The organism is Streptomyces sp. NPDC005752, assembly GCF_040630715.1.
GTDB lineage: Bacteria > Actinomycetota > Actinomycetes > Streptomycetales > Streptomycetaceae > Streptomyces.
This window is the reverse complement of the sequence record NZ_JBEXYB010000048.1, coordinates 19338-35353: the sequence shown is the minus strand read 5'-3', so window position 1 is coordinate 35353 and position 16016 is coordinate 19338. Positions and strand designations below refer to the sequence as shown.

General features: G+C 68.8%; 13 protein-coding genes. 6 read left to right on the top strand and 7 right to left on the bottom strand.

The genetic code is table 11. The features are described from left to right. Positions 1-162 precede the first annotated feature (162 nt). Entirely contained in the window at positions 163-606 is a 444-nt protein-coding gene (locus ABZ441_RS30195; protein WP_358979961.1) for a hypothetical protein, read from the top strand. Positions 607-702: 96 nt separating this feature from the next. On the opposite strand, the gene ABZ441_RS30190 is transcribed toward ABZ441_RS30195, so the two are convergent. The 7 genes from ABZ441_RS30190 to eccB form a co-directional block, all read right to left on the bottom strand. Next, a complete protein-coding gene (locus ABZ441_RS30190) occupies positions 703-1002 on the bottom strand; it encodes a WXG100 family type VII secretion target (RefSeq protein ID WP_358979959.1) in 300 nt (99 codons plus the stop codon). 63 nt (positions 1003-1065) lie between these two features. Continuing rightward, on the bottom strand, positions 1066-1440 hold the full coding sequence (locus tag ABZ441_RS30185; protein WP_358979957.1) for a WXG100 family type VII secretion target: 375 nt from the start codon (positions 1438-1440) through the stop codon (positions 1066-1068). 73 nt (positions 1441-1513) lie between these two features. Then, positions 1514-2761 (bottom strand): S8 family serine peptidase, encoded by a 1248-nt coding sequence (locus ABZ441_RS30180; protein WP_358979954.1) that lies wholly within the window; start codon positions 2759-2761, stop codon positions 1514-1516. Between the two features lie 37 nt (positions 2762-2798). Beyond that, complete coding sequence (locus ABZ441_RS30175) at positions 2799-4529, bottom strand: hypothetical protein (RefSeq protein WP_358979952.1); 1731 nt, start codon at positions 4527-4529, stop codon at positions 2799-2801. Further along, positions 4529-4981 (bottom strand): hypothetical protein, encoded by a 453-nt coding sequence (locus ABZ441_RS30170; protein ID WP_358979950.1) that lies wholly within the window; start codon positions 4979-4981, stop codon positions 4529-4531. Before ABZ441_RS30170 ends, ABZ441_RS30175 begins: the two co-directional genes overlap by 1 nt. Positions 4982-5165: 184 nt before the next feature. Then, a complete protein-coding gene (gene mycP, locus ABZ441_RS30165; protein WP_358979948.1) occupies positions 5166-6407 on the bottom strand; it encodes a type VII secretion-associated serine protease mycosin in 1242 nt (413 codons plus the stop codon). Positions 6408-6418: 11 nt separating this feature from the next. After that, positions 6419-7951, bottom strand: coding sequence for a type VII secretion protein EccB (gene eccB / locus ABZ441_RS30160; protein ID WP_358979946.1), 1533 nt, complete (start codon positions 7949-7951; stop codon positions 6419-6421). A gap of 183 nt (positions 7952-8134) precedes the next feature. Here eccB and eccE point away from each other — a divergent pair, with 183 nt between their 5' ends. From eccE to ABZ441_RS30135, 5 genes are all read left to right on the top strand, one after another. Then, complete coding sequence (gene eccE, locus ABZ441_RS30155; RefSeq protein WP_358979944.1) at positions 8135-9475, top strand: type VII secretion protein EccE; 1341 nt, start codon at positions 8135-8137, stop codon at positions 9473-9475. After that, positions 9472-10182, top strand: a complete 711-nt coding sequence (locus tag ABZ441_RS30150; protein ID WP_358979942.1) for a hypothetical protein — start codon at positions 9472-9474, stop codon at positions 10180-10182. Before eccE ends, ABZ441_RS30150 begins: the two co-directional genes overlap by 4 nt. Positions 10183-10266: 84 nt before the next feature. Then, positions 10267-10500 (top strand): DUF397 domain-containing protein, encoded by a 234-nt coding sequence (locus ABZ441_RS30145; RefSeq protein ID WP_205022723.1) that lies wholly within the window; start codon positions 10267-10269, stop codon positions 10498-10500. Positions 10501-10890: 390 nt separating this feature from the next. Continuing rightward, entirely contained in the window at positions 10891-13941 is a 3051-nt protein-coding gene (locus ABZ441_RS30140) for an SCO5717 family growth-regulating ATPase (protein WP_358979940.1), read from the top strand. Between the two features lie 198 nt (positions 13942-14139). Further along, the gene (locus ABZ441_RS30135) at positions 14140-16014 is read left to right on the top strand and encodes an ABC transporter substrate-binding protein (RefSeq protein WP_358979938.1); all 1875 of its coding nucleotides are present in this window, start codon (positions 14140-14142) and stop codon (positions 16012-16014) included. Positions 16015-16016: the final 2 nt, after the last annotated feature.

The window sequence follows — 16016 nt, the reverse complement described above, 5'->3', positions numbered from 1 at the left end:
TCGTGCCTGGAGGGTCCTCGGATGCGCGCCGGGGGCGCAGGAGCCGCCACTTTCAGGATGCAGCACCGGCGCGCAGACCCCGGAGTCCTTGCATGAGCTCGCCTGGGCCAGTTCACGGCTTTCTCGTCCTGCAGGCCGTTCTCGTGACGCGATACTGCTGCAATGCTGTTGACATGGATCGCTGAGGTGGCGGACGAGCCCCTGGCACTGGAGCCGTCTGACCGGCGGGTCGAGTGGGAGACCAACACCTGGTCGCTGAGGGCGTCAGACCTGACCAGGAGCGCCTTGCCGGTCGCCGAAGTGGTGGCAGCCTTCGAGCGCACGGCTTGCGCGCTGCGGGCGCGCGTCCACGCTCTGGGCTTCTCCGGGAACGCGACCTTCTACGTGTGGCACGACGAACAGTCGGGGCAACTCCGGTGCTCGACCGGCTCTGTCTCCGCAGAGGCGTTGCCCTTCAGCGGTACCTACGTGGCGTCCCTCGACCTGGGACGGATCGTCGAGAGATTTCTGGCCGCCAGCGAGGACCTCTCGGAGCGGGGTGACACCGATCCGGATCCGGACCTCATGCCGTTGTGTGTCTGGGTCAGCAGCATCGGGACCGTGTAGTCACCGTTCACCGCTGCGCACAGGAGCTCGGGACACAGGTCAGGGTGGGCACCTCCCGTGCGTGCCCACCCTGACCTGTGTGTTCACAGTCGAGATCTACTCGAAGTTGGCCCTCGCCCGCTTGTCGCCGCCCTGGTAGGCCGCGCCGGCGTCGCGCACCTTGCGGGAGATCTCGGCCAGGGCCTTCTCGATCGCCTCGGCGTCACGGTCCCAACCGGCACGGGACTGGTCGTACGCCGTCTTGGCCTCGCCCACCCAGAGCTCGGACGCACTGGCAACCACTCGCTTGATCGCCGCGAGGTCCTCCTGAAGCTGCCTGCCCTGCCGGTCGATGTCACCAGCCGCCTGCTCCAGGCTCGAGTAAGTGACAACCATCGTGCCGTCGTTGGTCGGCATACGGTCCTCCAGTTCAATCTAGTTCGATGTGATGGTCCGTACGTGGTACGGATACAGCAAGGCTCAGTAGGAGTTGACGGCCGACGGCGGCGGGGTGATGGCCGCGGTCTTGGCCTCCGCGCCTGCCGAGTAGCCGTCGACGACGTCGACGCCCTGGAGGGCAGCCCTGATCTCGTCCTCGGTGTTGCCCGAGATGACACGGGCCGCCTTGATGGCTTCCTGGAAGTTGGCCATCCGGACGGCGATGTTGCCCATCCGCCGGTTGATTTCGTCCTGCTTGCTGTTGAAGGCGGTGGCGCCGATGCCCTTCCAAGCGCCCTCCAGACTGTCGATCGTTCCCTGCAGCGTCTTGATCTGACTCTTTACGGAGTCGAATCGCCTGGAGAGCTCGCCCTCGATCTTGATGAGTGCATCATCTGAAAGCTTCTGATCTGCCATGGTGCTGGCTTCCCTTCTGGTGCTTTTGTTCGGTCCGGCGTCACCCGCCGGGCGTAGGAGGAACTGCGGTCAGTCAGGCGGTACGGCGCTTGCGAACGAGCGCGAAAGCACCACCGCCGAGTACGAGCACTACTGCCACTCCGCCGAGGATCAGGCCCAGTTGACTGTCGTCGTCCTTCTCATTACTGGAGCCTGCCATGGCAGCGTCCGCAGCCTTGTCCTTCTTCTGAGGCTGTGACGAAGCTGATGCGGAAGCGGCCGGTGAGGCTGTGGAGTCGGACGTCTTCTCCTTGGTGAGAGGGTTGACGTCCGGGGCGCCGGGAGTTCCCTTGCCCTTGAGGATGTTGACGGCGGGGCGAATGATGCCATGACCGAGGTAGTTGCTGAGCGTGCCCTTTTCCCAGTCGCCTCGTCCGGCCGTGTCGAAGAGGACGCTGAGGACTTGGTTGGCTGTCCAGTCGGGGTGGGCGGACCAGATCAGGGCAGCGGAGGCTGAGGTGATGGCCGTGGCCTGGCTGGTGCCGCCGTTGGAGTCGCAGTACTTCTCAAATTTTGAGTCGCACCATATCGGAATTCCGTCGCCAGGGGCCGCAAGATCTACGCTGCCGCCATGCTGGGAGTACGTGGATGCCTTGCCACTGCTGTCCGTCGCAGCAATTCCGACGACCTGTGGATACGAAGCGGGAAACTGTTCCTTGTTTCCCTTCTTCGCATTATTTCCGACACCACTAAATAGCAATTTGCCCTTACTTTGCGCATACTTCACTGCTTCGCGCTCTTCTGTGGTCGAGAAATCACTACCAAATGACATACTGATGATTTGCGCATCAGCATCCACAGCGAATCGGATCGCATCTCGAATGTCATGCGCATTGACCGACTTTTCGTGCTGTCGATCCGTGTCAGCAATTCGGAACGGAATAATCTTCGCTCCAGGGGCGAGGCCTTGCAAGCCTCCTCCCTTACCCGTTCCTGCGATCAACTCGGCCATGGTGGTGCCATGCCCGTCGTAGTCGTCGTGTTCGTCACCGTGAGTCCCCGAAGCATCGAACCCTTTGAGTACCTGCCCCTTCAAGGACGGTGTCAGAGGGTTGACGCCGGAATCGATGACAGCAACCTTGATGCCTTCACCTGTGGTCGTCTTCCACATCTCCTGGGCATGCATGGGTTCGAGGTACCACTGCTTCGACTGCGCGTCCACAGCGAGCGCGGACGGAGCAATTCCCGCGAATCCCACGGCCCAGGCCGCGGCCAAGGCCATCGTGCCGAGCAGACGCCCTCGCAACCCGAGTGGTACATGGCGCTTACAGGTCTGAGTCATTCTTGCTGTCATCCTGACTTCCGAACCTTCCCTGTACCTACTCGATCACCGGCGGAGCGGCTTCCCGCCGGCCGGCCTCCCAGGTCTCTCTGTCTTCTGTCAGGTAGTCCGGGCGCGGGGTGCCGTCGTCCTGGTCTTCTTCTCGGAAGTCCTTGCGGCCCGACGGTCCACGCACTAGGCCGGCGCCGCCTGCGGTAAAGCCTTTCGTGCCGCCACCGGGACTTGCACCACCGCGGGGTGTGCCGACGACTCCCTTGGTACTTGGAGTGCCTCGCCCACCAGGACGGGACACGCCGGCCGTGCTCCCGGAGCCGACGACGCCACGCTGGCCGACGGTGGCGGCTGAGCCGTTGCTCCGTGCGGCTCCCCCTGCTCCGATGACCGTGCCGCGCGGGACACCCCGAGCCCCTGCGGGCGTACCCGTGCCTGGGACGGCGCGCTGCGGGGTCCCGCCCACGATGCCGTTCGCCCGGCCGGCACGCGGGCCGGGGGTTCCGGACGTACCTGCGGGGCCTGATGCCATGGGCCTGCCACCAGTGACACCGGACCGACCGGCAGTGGGCGACTGCGGCCCGCCACCTGGACGTGCGGCGGTTCCAGGGGTCGACCCTCCGTTCATGGGTGCAGGACGCCCCACGGGGGATCCGGCGCGGCCGTTCGCCACCGGGCCACTCCCTGTTCGGGTGCCGCTGTTCCCGGGCTGGCCAACAGCTCTGGATGCGCCTGTGGCCGGCTGAGGCCCCCGCGTGCTACTTGTCACGGGATTGACGAAGCCGGTCGCCATGGGAGGCGTGGGGCCTCCACCATGTGCAGGGAGGCTCGTGGCCGGTGCAGGAGACGGCGCATTCGGCCCGGTCACCGGGGAGGGCGGGGTGGCGACGCTGTTGATCTCCGTCGACGTGCTCTTGTCCGGTACAGGCGCCACCGCCACCGGTGTCTCAAAACCACGGCCGCTTACTGCCGGGCCCTGGCTGCTCGATACCGCATGCCCCGTCAGACCTTCAGAGCCTCTGCTACCTGCTCCCCCGGATCCCTCCGACGAGTCCTCCGTCGCTGACCGCCCGTCACCGATATAGCCCGTGGGCTTGGGCATCGCCACATCAAGCTTCTTCTCGAACCGCGGCGGCTCCTGTGCCGCCAGCCTCTGCTCCGAGACCGCGTAGTACGAAGCCAGACGGCTCGCCTGGTTGATGGCCTCCTGGCGGTCCTTCTCGACCTTCAGCGCCGCGGCGTACTCCGCGTTGCCCTCGGTCCGCTTGGGGAGCTCGATCTCGTCGGGGGACTTGCGGACTTGGCGGGTGTCACGGGGCGGGAGTGATTTGCGCACCGAAGCGAGGCCTGTGCCCGCGACCGTGATCTGTGTGCCGGCCACATCCGCGAATTCGCCCAGCTTGTCGGCATGGGCGGCCAAGCCCTCGCCCCAGTCGCGGAAGGCTGTTCCGGACTCGCCCTCCCAGTCGACGCCCTTGATGAAGTCGCGCAGTTCCCCCGCCGCTTCCTTGATCGCGTCCCGGGCCTTCCAAAGCGCCTGGCCCGCCTCTTCGAGCTGCTCCGGCTGGGAGTTCTCGATCAGGTCGATCATCGAGTTGATCTGGTGGCCCTCGAAGGAGGTCCGTCCCGAAGGTCCCCCGCCCCCGGGGACGAGTCCCCCCAGGCTCTCCCGTACGACACGGCTGATGTCCGTCTGGCCCAACTGGATCTTTACCGTCGCCTGGTCCTGCTTCTGCTGTTCGGCAGGAGTCAGTTCCGGCTGCTTGTCGTCACTCATCAGCTGTCACCCAAGTCGTCGTAGGCGGAGCCGGTCTTCTCGTCGGAGCGCGGCTGCTCGGGCTTGCCCGACTTCTCGTCCTGCGCCCGCTCGTGTTCCTTGTTCAGGCGAGTCTGGATCTCGTGGAACCGCCGCCGCGTGTCGTCGTCCACGTTGTCGAAGCCGACCGCCGCCGCGTGCACGCCCAGGTTCAGGTACTCGATCTGGTCGCCCAGAGACCTCGAGAGCGTGACGAGTGACTCGTGGACACGGTTGTACTGGGTGAACAGCCCATCCGCTTCCGCGAAGCATGTGTTCTGGCCGCTGAAGGCGGTACGCGACACGGATTGTGCCGCGACCTTCGACTTCCCGGCTGCCGAACTCTCGAGGTCTGCCAGCAACGCGTTCACGCTCTTCTGGAACTTCTCCAGGGCCCCTACGCCCTTCCGAAGATCACCTTTTCCTTCACCCACGTTGCTGCCTCTCCCCGTTTCCCCGTTTGCTCAGGCCGTTGCGCGTTGCTATCGCACCCGCGTAAACAGCACTGACCCCATAGCATCACTGTAGCCAATGGCACTGACAGGACCAACTGTCTTGTCCATGACGTAACTTCCCCCACATCGATGCCGCTCCCGGCCGGTAGGCGCATCCCGTACATCAGGCGCCGCCCGGTCGTGCCTGCCTCCGTCGGCTGTCGCGCACGGCCACAGCGGAGCCCGCGATGGCGGCGACCAGCACCGCTCCGCCCACCACCACGTACGTCGCGAGCCGGGCGTTGCGTTCGTCGGCGGTCTCTCCGAGGTGGATTGCAGCAGGGACCGGTGCCTCGCCCTTGCTCACACCTTCGTGGGCCACCGGTTCCTCGATGGGCTTGTCGTCCTCGGTCAGGGCGCGCACCGGGTCGACCACGCCCCAGCCGACCAGGTGGTCGTGGCCCGCGATCGAGCGTTCGGCCGTCTGCTCGATCTGAGCGACGATCTGCTTCTGCGTCCAGTCCTGGTGCTTGGCCTTGATGAGCGCGGCGACTCCCGCGACGTACGGGGCCGAGAAACTGGTGCCGTTGTCGGAGCAGTGCCCACCGCCCGGAACCGTGGAGATCATGTCCACGCCGGGAGCCGCGACACCGACGAAGTCGCCGGACTGGGAGAAGGCCGCCCGTTCGTTGTTGCGGTCGGAAGAGGCGACGGCGAGGACTCCGGGGAACGAGGCCGGGTAGGTCTTCTTGATGTTTCCGCCCAGCCCGTCGTTGCCCGCCGAGGCGACGATCACGATGTCCTTGGCCAGTGCGGCGTTCACCGCCTGCTCCAGCTCGGGCGCGGGCTTCACGGCATTGGCCGTGTCCTGGGAGATGTTGATGACGTCGGCCCGCGCCTGCACGACGGCGTAGTCGATGGCCTGCGCCAGTGTCTCCGCGGTTCCGTGGCCCTCGGCGTCGTTCTGCTGGATCGGAATGATCGTCGCGTCGGGGGCGAGGCCGGTGAAGCCCGTGCCCTTCGCCTCGCGCGCGGCGATGATGCCGGCGACCTTGGTGCCGTGGCCGACCACGTCCGTGGTGCCGTTCTCCTTGCCGCGCTCGATCTTGGCGCCGTTCTCGTCCTTGAGGTTCTTGTCCAGGAAATTGCGGCCGCTGCCGGCGTCCACGGCCTTCGTGAGCTGGGGGTTCTTGACGTCCACGCCGGTGTCGATGACCGCCACGCGTACGCCCTTGCCGGTGGACTGCTCCCACAGCTCGTCCATCAGCACGCGTTGCAGCGACCAGGGTCGCCCCGCGTACTTCTTCGAGGGGAAGGTGCACTGGGTGGCGTCGTCCGCGGCTGCCGGCACCACCGGCAGCGTGACGAGGAGTACGGCGGTGGCGGCCGCGGACGTCAGCAGACGCCGGGAGGGTGTCGTGTTCACGTCGTCGCTCCTCACGAGCCCTGCGGCTGACGCGCGGCGCCGGTCGACAGGCGGGGGCCCGTCGGCAGGAAGGTGGACCAGGCGGCGGGCACGGACGCGGGGTCGACGTCCTTGTACCCGAGCTGGATCTGCGCCTGTTGCGCCTCCTGCTGAGCTTGCTCCCGCTCCTTCTTCGTGCCGGACTCACCGATGCCCGAGTCGCCCTGCACGCTGTCGCCGTTGGACTGCATCGCGTAGCGCAGACCGGTGTCCGTCACGAGGAAGAGCGGGCCGGATTCGGGGCTGGAACCCTTGAACTGCCGGAAGAGCTGGCCGGATCCGGGGGTGACGTAGGCGCTGCTGGAGCCAGTGGGCAGCGTTGCGGGGAAGCCCGTGCCCACCCAGGTGCTGAGCGTGCTGGCCCCGTCCTTGTCCGAGACGCCGCGCAGGACGTTGCACACGGTGTTGCGGCTTCCGCTCCCCGTGCGGGCGGAGTTGACGGTCACCGGCTTGTTCGTGGGCCAGTCCGTCTCCTGCCCGAACGCCGCACCGGGCTTGAACGCTCCGGCGCTGACGTTCTTCGCCTCGCCGCCCTGATTCAGCTTCACCAGGGCACGGCTGTTGAGCAGGAGCTTGGCGACGAAGTCGGAGACCGGGGCGACCCTGCCCGGCAGGACGACGTACTGCTGTGTCCTGGTGCCGGCGGTCGCCGCGAGGATCATGCCCACCTTGTTGTCCGCCGGCTGCAGATCCCCCGGAACACCCGCGTCGGTGCCGGGGACTCCGTCGATGACCGGGAAGTTGACGGGGTCCCCGGTGTGCAGCGTGGCGAGCCAGTCGGCGGTCACCCGCTGAGGAGTGGGGTTCTGGTCGACCAGGGTGCGCACCAGCAGTTCGTCCTTCTCCACCGCGTACGCCTTGCCGGTGGCGTCCACGATGTAGCGGGTCCGGTCCGGCCCCGGGCCCTCGACGTACATCAGCTCGCCGCCACGCAGCTTGCTCGTGCCCTCGGTCTTCTTCTGCTCGCGTTCGGCGAAGACGAACGCCGCCTTCTGAATGGCCCTGCCGCCCTCGCCGGGCCGCTCGCAGACCGCCCAGCGCTTCGCGGATCCCGCTTCACTCTTGTCGGGCAGGCGGTCCGGGGCGTAGGGGATGCCGAGCGTCGCCCCGTGCGGGATCTTGCCGCTGTCGAGGACCGATTCGTCGACGTTGACGACCGTGCCCTTGTCCGCGGCGAGGAGGAGCTTGGCGCTGGACATGTTCAGCACCGGATGGAGCTGGGTCTTGCCGTCGGTCGTCAACACCACATAACGGGTGGTGGATTTACTGGCGATGATGACATTCTCGTACGGTTTGTCCCATTTCTGGGGTGCCACGGGCTTGAACATCCCCCAGGCTCCGAACACCGCCAGGACGACCACACCGACGATCGCTCCCGGCATCACCGCGCGAAGGGGACGCGGGGCACCCTCCTCCGAGCCTGACGGGTGGGGCTGCAGGAACTGTGCGACCAACCTCCGCTTCGCGAAGGTGTAGGCATTGAGTTCGTCCCGCCGTGATGCCATGTGCGCGCTGCCCCTTCTCCCCAGTGGGCGACCAGGTTCCCACACCCCTCGCGGGCCACTGCCCCCGACCGGGACCCCTACTATGCCTGTTGGCACTTGGCTCTCATCGCTCAGGTAGGGTGATCGCCCGATCAACGCCCGTACAAAAAACGGTGAATACGGACACGAGGGGGCAACGCGGCGATGGGTGCAGCTACGGGGGAGCGCACGAGGCGGTCCGCCCAACGAACACCCGGATCTTCCCGGCGGCAACGCAGCAACGGGCAGGGCGGCGCAGCTCCCCACCGGCCGGCGGACGCACCCGCGGCGACCACGCTCCACTCGATCTCCAGGACCGGCCGTGTAGGGCCCGCGCTGCGCCAGATGGTGCTCGTCGAGGCAGCCCTGGCGGTCGGCGTGGTCGGCGCGGCTCTCGGCGGTGCGTGGCTGATCCCCGCCGGTGTGATCGCCTGCCTGCTGATCGTTCTCGCGGTCGTACGCCGTCGGGGCCGGGCCGTGCAGGACTGGCTGTCGACGGTGTCGTCCCTCCGCCGTCGCAGGCGGACGGCCGAGGTACCCCCGGCCGACACGGAGCCGCAGCTGGCACCGGTGGCGGAGAACGTGCCCGGACTCGCCCCCTACATCTATGTGGACGGCGCCCGCCGCACGGTGGGCATGGTCGGGGACGGCACGTTCCTGACCGCGGTCGTACGGGTCGAGGCGAGCGGTGAGTCGCTCCGTCAGGCGATGGGGGCCCGGGCTCTTCCGCTGTCCCTCCTGGGCGAGGCGCTCGCGGTGGACGACATCGTGCTGGAGTCCGCGCAGCTCGTGCAGCAGGTACGGCCCGCTCCCGCCCCGCATCTGCCGGAGCGTTCGGTCGCCCGCCTGTCGTACGCCCCCCTCCAGGACCGGACCGGGGCACCGGCACTGCGCATGACCTGGGTGGCGGTGAAGCTGGATCCGGAGCTGTGCCGGGAGGCCGTGGAGGCCCGCGGTGGCGGAGTCGGAGGTGCACAGCGCTGCCTGGTACGGGTCGCGGACCACGTGGCGAGCCGGATCACCGGCGCCGGGTTCCGCGCCTCGGTACTGGACCAGGAGGAGCTGAACTCGGCCGTGGCGACGTCCGCGTGCGCGAACCCCATCCTGTCGGCGCGCGCCGGGCGTCCGGACACCGCGCCGCAGCGGCGGACGGCGGAGACGACGCGGGTCTGGCGCTGCGACGACCGCTGGCACACGACGTACGCGGTGGACCGCTGGCCCGAACTCGGCCGTGGGGCGACTCCGCTCCCCCGGCTCGTCGCGCTGCTGACCTCGGTGCCCGCGTACGCCACGACGTTCAGCCTGACGGTGCGCCGCGGTGCGCACCAGGGGCACGTGTCCGTGCGCGGACACGTGCGGATCACCGGCGGTTCCGACACCGAACTGGTCGGCGTACGAAGGACATTGGAGCAAGCCGCCCGGCACGCGGAGGTCGGCCTCGTACGGCTGGACCGTGAACAGCTGCCGGGCGTCCTCGCCACGCTCCCGCTGGGAGGCGCGCAGTGACGAAGCACATCGCTCCGAGGCGGGGTCTGCTGGGCCCTCGCCATGCAGGCCACACCCTGGCCGCGGACCACCTGGGTGCACTGTCGCTGCCGGTGGGCGACGACGGCGTGATCATCGGTGACGACGCCGAAGGCCGCCCGCAGATGATCGGCTTCCACCGGCCGGCGCCGTACGACGTCCTGTTGATCGGCGGACTGTGGACCGCGCAGGTGCTGGCGCTGCGTGCGGCGGGTACGGGTGCGCGGGTTGCGGTCGAGACGGGCCGTACCCAGGCGTGGACCACGCTGGCGCAGGCCGCGGGCGCCGGCCTCGAGTGCGTCTCGCTCCATGACGTGGGCAGGGTGCCGCCGACCGGGGCGACCGTGGGCAGTCCCGTGGTGGTCGTGCGCGACTGCGGTATGCGTCCGCCGCGCGGCCGGGTGGTGTCCTCGCCGTGGCAGTCGGTACTGACGCTGCTGCCCTATCTGAGCCCGGTGGCACCGCGGTTGATGCGGGCGGCGACGCTCGTGGGGATCCAACGGGTCTCGCCGGCCGAGGCGGAGCAGATCGGCCGGATCCTGGGTCTCGCGCGGACCGAGAGCGAGGCGCTGCCCACCCTGGCGGACGGTGTCACGCTCTGGGTGTCGGGCCGCGAGCGCCACTGGGTGATGACGAGCGCCACGGACGTGGAGACCGGACTGCTGGGCACCGCGCGCAGGATGGACTGAAACCTGTCTCGTTCGCACCCCGCGACGCACCGCTTTTGAGGATCATGGCGGGGAACGACACGGTTCGACCGAAGGGACGTGCGCATGGGCACCCAGCAGGAAAAGGACGAGCTCTACGCTCTCGACATCTCGGATGTGGAGTGGCTGAGCGCACCCGGTACCGAGAACGCCGAGGAACGGGTCGAGATCGCCCACCTCCCCGGGGGCGCGGTAGCCATGCGCTCGTCGCTCGACCCGGAGACGGTGCTGCGCTACACGGAGGCCGAGTGGCGCGCGTTCGTACTGGGCGCACGGGACGGTGAGTTCGACCTCACGTAGGTACGTACGGGGCGCGGGGGCGGCTGTCCGGGACGGCCGCCCCCGCGCCGTGTCCTGAGCCAGTGCCTGCCGCGTCCTGACGCACCCCGCAGTGTGTACCGGTACGTCCTGCGGTGTGTACCGGTGCGCCCTGGGTGCGACAAACAGCCCGTTCCTTCACGTTTCGCCGTACGCGCTCCACTCGACGACTGTGTGTGGTCCGGGGGACAGTCGCCGCTGTGACATACGGCCTGCCGTAGTGCGCCTCATGGCGATTAGGGTGGGTGGGGGCACGGAACCTGCGGGCAGGCGCTGCGCGTCGCAAGGGGGAGAGCCGGGCGGACCGGACTACCGGAACGGTCGCCCCCACCCACCACGGCACAAGGGTGCTCGACCACACCAGGAGGCAAAGTGAACGGCGATCGGGACGAGATCAACGGGGGATGGAACACGCCCGTCGACGAGTCGTCCGACGCGGATCCCGCCGAGATGACGGGTGAGTTCACCATCGACTACACCCCGCCCGCCTGGTACACCCAGAACGCGCCGGGTGACTCGTCGGGTGGAGCGGGGTCGCATCTGGCGCCGCCTCCGCCGCCGCAGGGGGCCCCGATGTCCGTGCCGGGGCTGCCGGCCTCCGGTGGATTCGAGCCCGGCTGGCCGCCGGTTCCGGCAGCACCGTCCGAAGCGTCTCCGGCCGCCTCGTCCGAGCCGCCCTCGCCGTCCTTCACCGCTCCCCCGGCAGCGGCATCGCCTGCCACGGGCCCCGGCGAGCCGGATGCCATGAGCGGCGCGTTCGGCGGTGGTGACGTCGAGAGTGGCGCGACCATGCGCTTCTCCCCCGCCGCGCTGAAGCAGGAGATCGCCGAACGCGAGGCGGGCAAGGCGGAGGCCGAGCCCCCGGCGTCCGGGTCCGGCGCTTCCGGTGGGCCGACATCTCAGGCCGCACGGCCCGAGGCCACGGACGCGGAAGTGCCCGGTGCGGTCGACGACGGGGACTCCGACGTGGAGGGCGACGAGACCGACGCCCCAAAGGCGGACGCGGCGGAGAGCTCTGCGGCGGACACGGCGGAAGACGGCGTACGAGCGGCCGCCGACGAGCCGGAGACGGACGCAGAAGAGCCGGACGGGCGGACCGACGTGTCCGTACCCGTGGCCTCCGTGACTTCCGTACCCGTGGCCTCCGTGACTGACGCGACGCCCGAGGACGCCCCGCAGGACACCCCGCCCGCCGGTACACCGCCCACGGGCATGCCGCAGGACGGAGCACCGTCGGCGGAGGTGCCCCGGAGTCCGGGTCCCGTCCCCTCGAACGCACCGGCTCCGTGGACCCCGGCGCCGCCCCCGCAGGGCGCGCTCCCGCCACTGCCGCCCGCCTTCCAGCCTGCCGCGCCGCAGCCGGGCGCACCGCAGCCCGCGCCTCAGTGGCCCGCACAGCAGCCCCCTCCAGCCGCCGGGGCGCCGGGTGGTTACGGCTTCCCGCAGGGCCCGACGCCGCCCGCCCAGCCGTCCCCGCCGCAGCAGCCCGTTCAGCCCAACCCGCCCGCCCCGCAGGGTGGTTACGGCTTCCCGCAGGGCCAGCCGTCCCCGCCGATGCCGCAGCAGCCTGTTCAGCCCAACGCACCTGCACCGCAGGGTGGTTACGGCTTCCCGCAGGGCCCCCAGCCCGGCGGTTACGGGTTCCCGCAGGCGCCGCAGCAGCAGTTCCCCGCTCCGGGAGCACCCCAACTGCCCCCGGCGGCACAGCCTCAGGGTGGTTACGGGTTCCCGGCTCAACAGGCGCGGCAGCAGCCCCCGTTCCCGGCGCAGGGAGCCCCGCTGCCTCCGCAGGCCCCGCAGCAGCCGGCCCAGGCCACACCGAACCTGCCCGCCCAGCAGCAGCAACAGCAGCCCGGGGCCTACCCGGCCCAGCCGCCCGCACCTCAGGCCCCGCCCATCGATCCGCGCACCGGTTCCGCGTGGCCGACGCCGGTCACCCACGACCAGCGTGAGCGTTCCGTGCCGGGCGCCCCGCTCGGTTACACGGCCGCCGTGGAGCTGTCGTCGGACCGGTTGGTCCGGGGCAAGCAGAAGGCCAAGAGCAGCCGCACCCCTTCGGCTGCCTCGCGCTTCAAGCTGGGCGGCAAGAAGGAGGAGGTCGAGCGGCAGCGCAAGCTGGACCTGATCCGCACGCCGGTGCTGTCGTGCTACCGGATCGCGGTGATCAGCCTCAAGGGCGGTGTCGGCAAGACCACGACGACCACCGCCCTCGGCTCCACCCTGGCCACCGAGCGACAGGACAAGATCCTCGCCATCGACGCCAACCCGGACGCCGGCACGCTCGGCCGGCGGGTGCGCCGTGAGACCGGGGCCACCATCCGCGACCTGGTCCAGGCGATCCCGTACCTCAACTCGTACATGGACATCCGCCGCTTCACCTCGCAGGCGCCCTCGGGTCTGGAGATCCTCGCCAACGACGTGGACCCCGCGGTCTCCACGGCCTTCAACGACGAGGACTACCGCCGGGCGATCGAGGTCCTGGGCAAGCAGTACCCGATCATCCTCACCGACTCGGGCACCGGCCTGCTCTACAGCGCGATGCGCGGTGTGCTGGACCTCGCCGACCAGCTGATCATCATCTCGACGCCGTCCGTCGACGGTGCCTCCAGCGCGTCCACCACACTGGACTGGCTGTCGGCACACGGCTACGCGGAACTGGTGCAGCGTTCCCTGACCGTCATCTCCGGTGTACGCGAGACCGGGAAGATGATCAAGGTCGACGACATCGTGCAGCACTTCGAGACCCGCTGCCGCGGCGTGGTGGTCGTGCCGTTCGACGAGCACCTGTCGGCAGGTGCCGAGGTCGATCTGGACATGATGCGTCCGAAGACCCGCGAGGCCTACTTCAACCTCTCCGCACTGGTCGCGGAGGACTTCCAGCGGGCCCAGCAGCAGCAGGGCCTGTGGACGGCGGACGGCACCAGCCCGCCGCCGCAGTTCGCCCCGCCGATGCCCGGCCGGCAGACACCCGGTCAGCAGGTGCCCGGCCAGCAGACACCCGGTCAGCAGCAGTACGCGCCCCAGCCCCAGCCCGGTCAGCCGTACCCGGGGCAGCAGTACCCCGGACAGCAGCCGTATCCGCCCCAGCAGCCGTACGCACCCGGCGGGCAGCAGCCGTACGGGGGACAGCAGCACTACGGCGGGCAGCAGCCGTACGGGGGACAGCAGCCCCCGCCCCAGCAGGCCGCCGCCGCACCGCAGCAGCCGTACCCGCCGTACGCGGGTCCGGGTGCGCAGAGCAACGGCTGGCAGCAGCAGCCCTCCCAGGCGCCGTCCGGCGGGGGCCCGGCCGGGCCGCCTCCGGCGCGCGCGCAACACGATGGCCAGGCACATCAGCCGGGACAGCCCGAACTGCAAGGCCCCGTTCCGCCGTCGGGCCGGCAGCAGCACCCTCCGCAGCCGCCGCCGGCGCCTCAGCAGTAAGGCAGAAGAGGTCTAAACCAATGAGGGCCCGCACCGTGTACACGGTGCGGGCCCTCATCGCATTCCCGCAGACCACACGCGGTTTGGCGGACCGTTGACGCGACTCGGCGCCGCTGATAAACCTTCGCTTCACCAACTGGCGAACCCAGAGATCTGCCCGCCTTCACCGTGCGAGTCATGACGCGAGGTCCACGTCCAATGGTCACAAGCTCCCCCTCACGTTCCTCCCGCCCACGCGGCCGCCTGCGTACCCTTCTCGCCTCCGGAGCCGCCGCCTTGGCGCTGGCCGCCGGATCGGTCGTCCCCGGTAACCCCTTCGGCCCCTCCCCGCAGGAAGCCCATGCCGCCGACGGGAAGTCGACCCTCACGGTCGCGGTCGCGCAGAGCGTGGACTCCCTGAGCCCGTTCCTGGCGCAGCGGCTCGTGTCCACGAGCATCCACCGCCTGATGTACGACTACCTCACCAACTACGACGCCAAGGACAGCCGTACGATCCCCGGGCTCGCCACCGGGTGGGAGACCTCGGCGGACAAGCTGACGTGGACGTACACCATCCGGTCGGACTCGAAGTGGTCGGACGGCGAGAAGGCCACCGCCGAGGACGCGGCGTGGACCTTCAACAAGATGATGACCGACGAGGGCGCCGCCACCTCGAACGGCAGCTTCGTCGGCAACTTCAAGAAGGTGACCGCGCCCAGCCCGGACAAGCTGGTCATAGAGCTGAAACAGCCTCAGGCCACGATGACGGCGCTCGACGTGCCCATCGTCCCCAGGCACGTCTGGGAGAAGGTCGGCGACTTCTCGAAGTTCAACAACGACACGAAGTTCCCGATCGTCGGCAACGGACCGTTCATCCTGACGGACTACAAGGTCGACAGCTACGTGAAGCTGAAGGCCAACAAGGACTTCTGGCGGGGCGCCCCCAAGTTCGACGAGCTCGTCTTCCGCTACTACAAGGACCAGGACGCGGCGGTGGCCGCCCTCCGAAAGGGTGAAGTCTCCTTCGTCGCCGGAAGCCCGAGCCTGACCCCCGCGCAGGCCGCGTCGCTGAAGACCACCGACAACATCAAGGTGAACGACGCCCCCGGCCGGCGCTTCTACGCACTGGCCGCCAACCCCGGGGCGCGGACCAGGGACGGCAAGAAGTTCGGCGACGGGCACGCGGCGCTGCTGGACCAGAAGGTCCGCCAGGCACTGTTCATGGCCGTGGACCGCACGACCATCATCGACAAGGTCTTCCAGGGCTACGCCATGGAGGGCGAGGGCTACATCCCGCCGCGCTACGGCTCGTACTTCTGGAAGCCGACGGCCGAGCAGAAGCTCGCCCACGACCCGGCGAAGGCCGGTGCCCTGCTGGACGAGGCGGGCTACAGGAAGAACAGCGCGGGCAAGCGGACCGGCAAGGACGGCAAGGCGCTCGACTTCCGCATCCTGTGCCACGCCACGGACCCGAACGACAAGGCCATCGGCAAGTACCTCCAGGAGTGGTGGGGCGATCTCGGCATCGGTCTGAAGGTCGACTGCCGCGACAACGTCTCGGACCCCTGGTACGCCGGAGAGTACGACCTCGCGTTCGACGGCTGGTCCGTCAACCCGGACCCCGACTTCGTGATGTCGATCCACACCTGCGCCGCGCTGCCCGCCAAGGCGAAGGAGTCCGCGGCGACCGACAACTTCATCTGCGACAAGCGGTACGACGAGCTCTACGCGAAGCAGCTGGCCGAATACGACCCCGCCAAACGGGCCGATCTCGTGAAGCAGATGGAGTCGCGGCTGTACGACACGGGATACATGAACGTCATGGCGTACCCGAATGCCGTCGAGGCCTACCGAACCGACCAGATCGAGTCGATCACGACCATGCCCTCGGACGCGGGCAACATCTACGGACAGGACGGCTACTGGAGCTGGTGGTCGGCTGTCCCGGCCGCCGGTGCGTCGGGCGGTTCGTCCGGTGACAGCGGCAGCTCCACCGGGGTCCTCATCGGTGCAGGTGTCGCCGTAGTCGTCCTCGCCGGTGGCGGGCTGCTGTTCGCCATGCGTCGTCGTTCCACCGCGGAAGACCGTGAATAGTC

Bases quoted from the DNA above. Each gene is read 5' to 3' on its own strand.
- eccE (WP_358979944.1), top strand. From the start codon at position 8,135: ATGGGTGCAGCTACGGGGGAGCGCACGAGGCGGTCCGCCCAACGAACA.
- ABZ441_RS30195 (WP_358979961.1), top strand. From the start codon at position 163: ATGCTGTTGACATGGATCGCTGAGGTGGCGGACGAGCCCCTGGCACTG.
- ABZ441_RS30180 (WP_358979954.1), bottom strand. From the start codon at position 2,761: ATGACTCAGACCTGTAAGCGCCATGTACCACTCGGGTTGCGAGGGCGT.
- ABZ441_RS30175 (WP_358979952.1), bottom strand. From the start codon at position 4,529: ATGAGTGACGACAAGCAGCCGGAACTGACTCCTGCCGAACAGCAGAAG.
- ABZ441_RS30190 (WP_358979959.1), bottom strand. From the start codon at position 1,002: ATGCCGACCAACGACGGCACGATGGTTGTCACTTACTCGAGCCTGGAG.
- ABZ441_RS30145 (WP_205022723.1), top strand. From the start codon at position 10,267: ATGGGCACCCAGCAGGAAAAGGACGAGCTCTACGCTCTCGACATCTCG.
- ABZ441_RS30185 (WP_358979957.1), bottom strand. From the start codon at position 1,440: ATGGCAGATCAGAAGCTTTCAGATGATGCACTCATCAAGATCGAGGGC.
- eccB (WP_358979946.1), bottom strand. From the start codon at position 7,951: ATGGCATCACGGCGGGACGAACTCAATGCCTACACCTTCGCGAAGCGG.
- ABZ441_RS30135 (WP_358979938.1), top strand. From the start codon at position 14,140: ATGGTCACAAGCTCCCCCTCACGTTCCTCCCGCCCACGCGGCCGCCTG.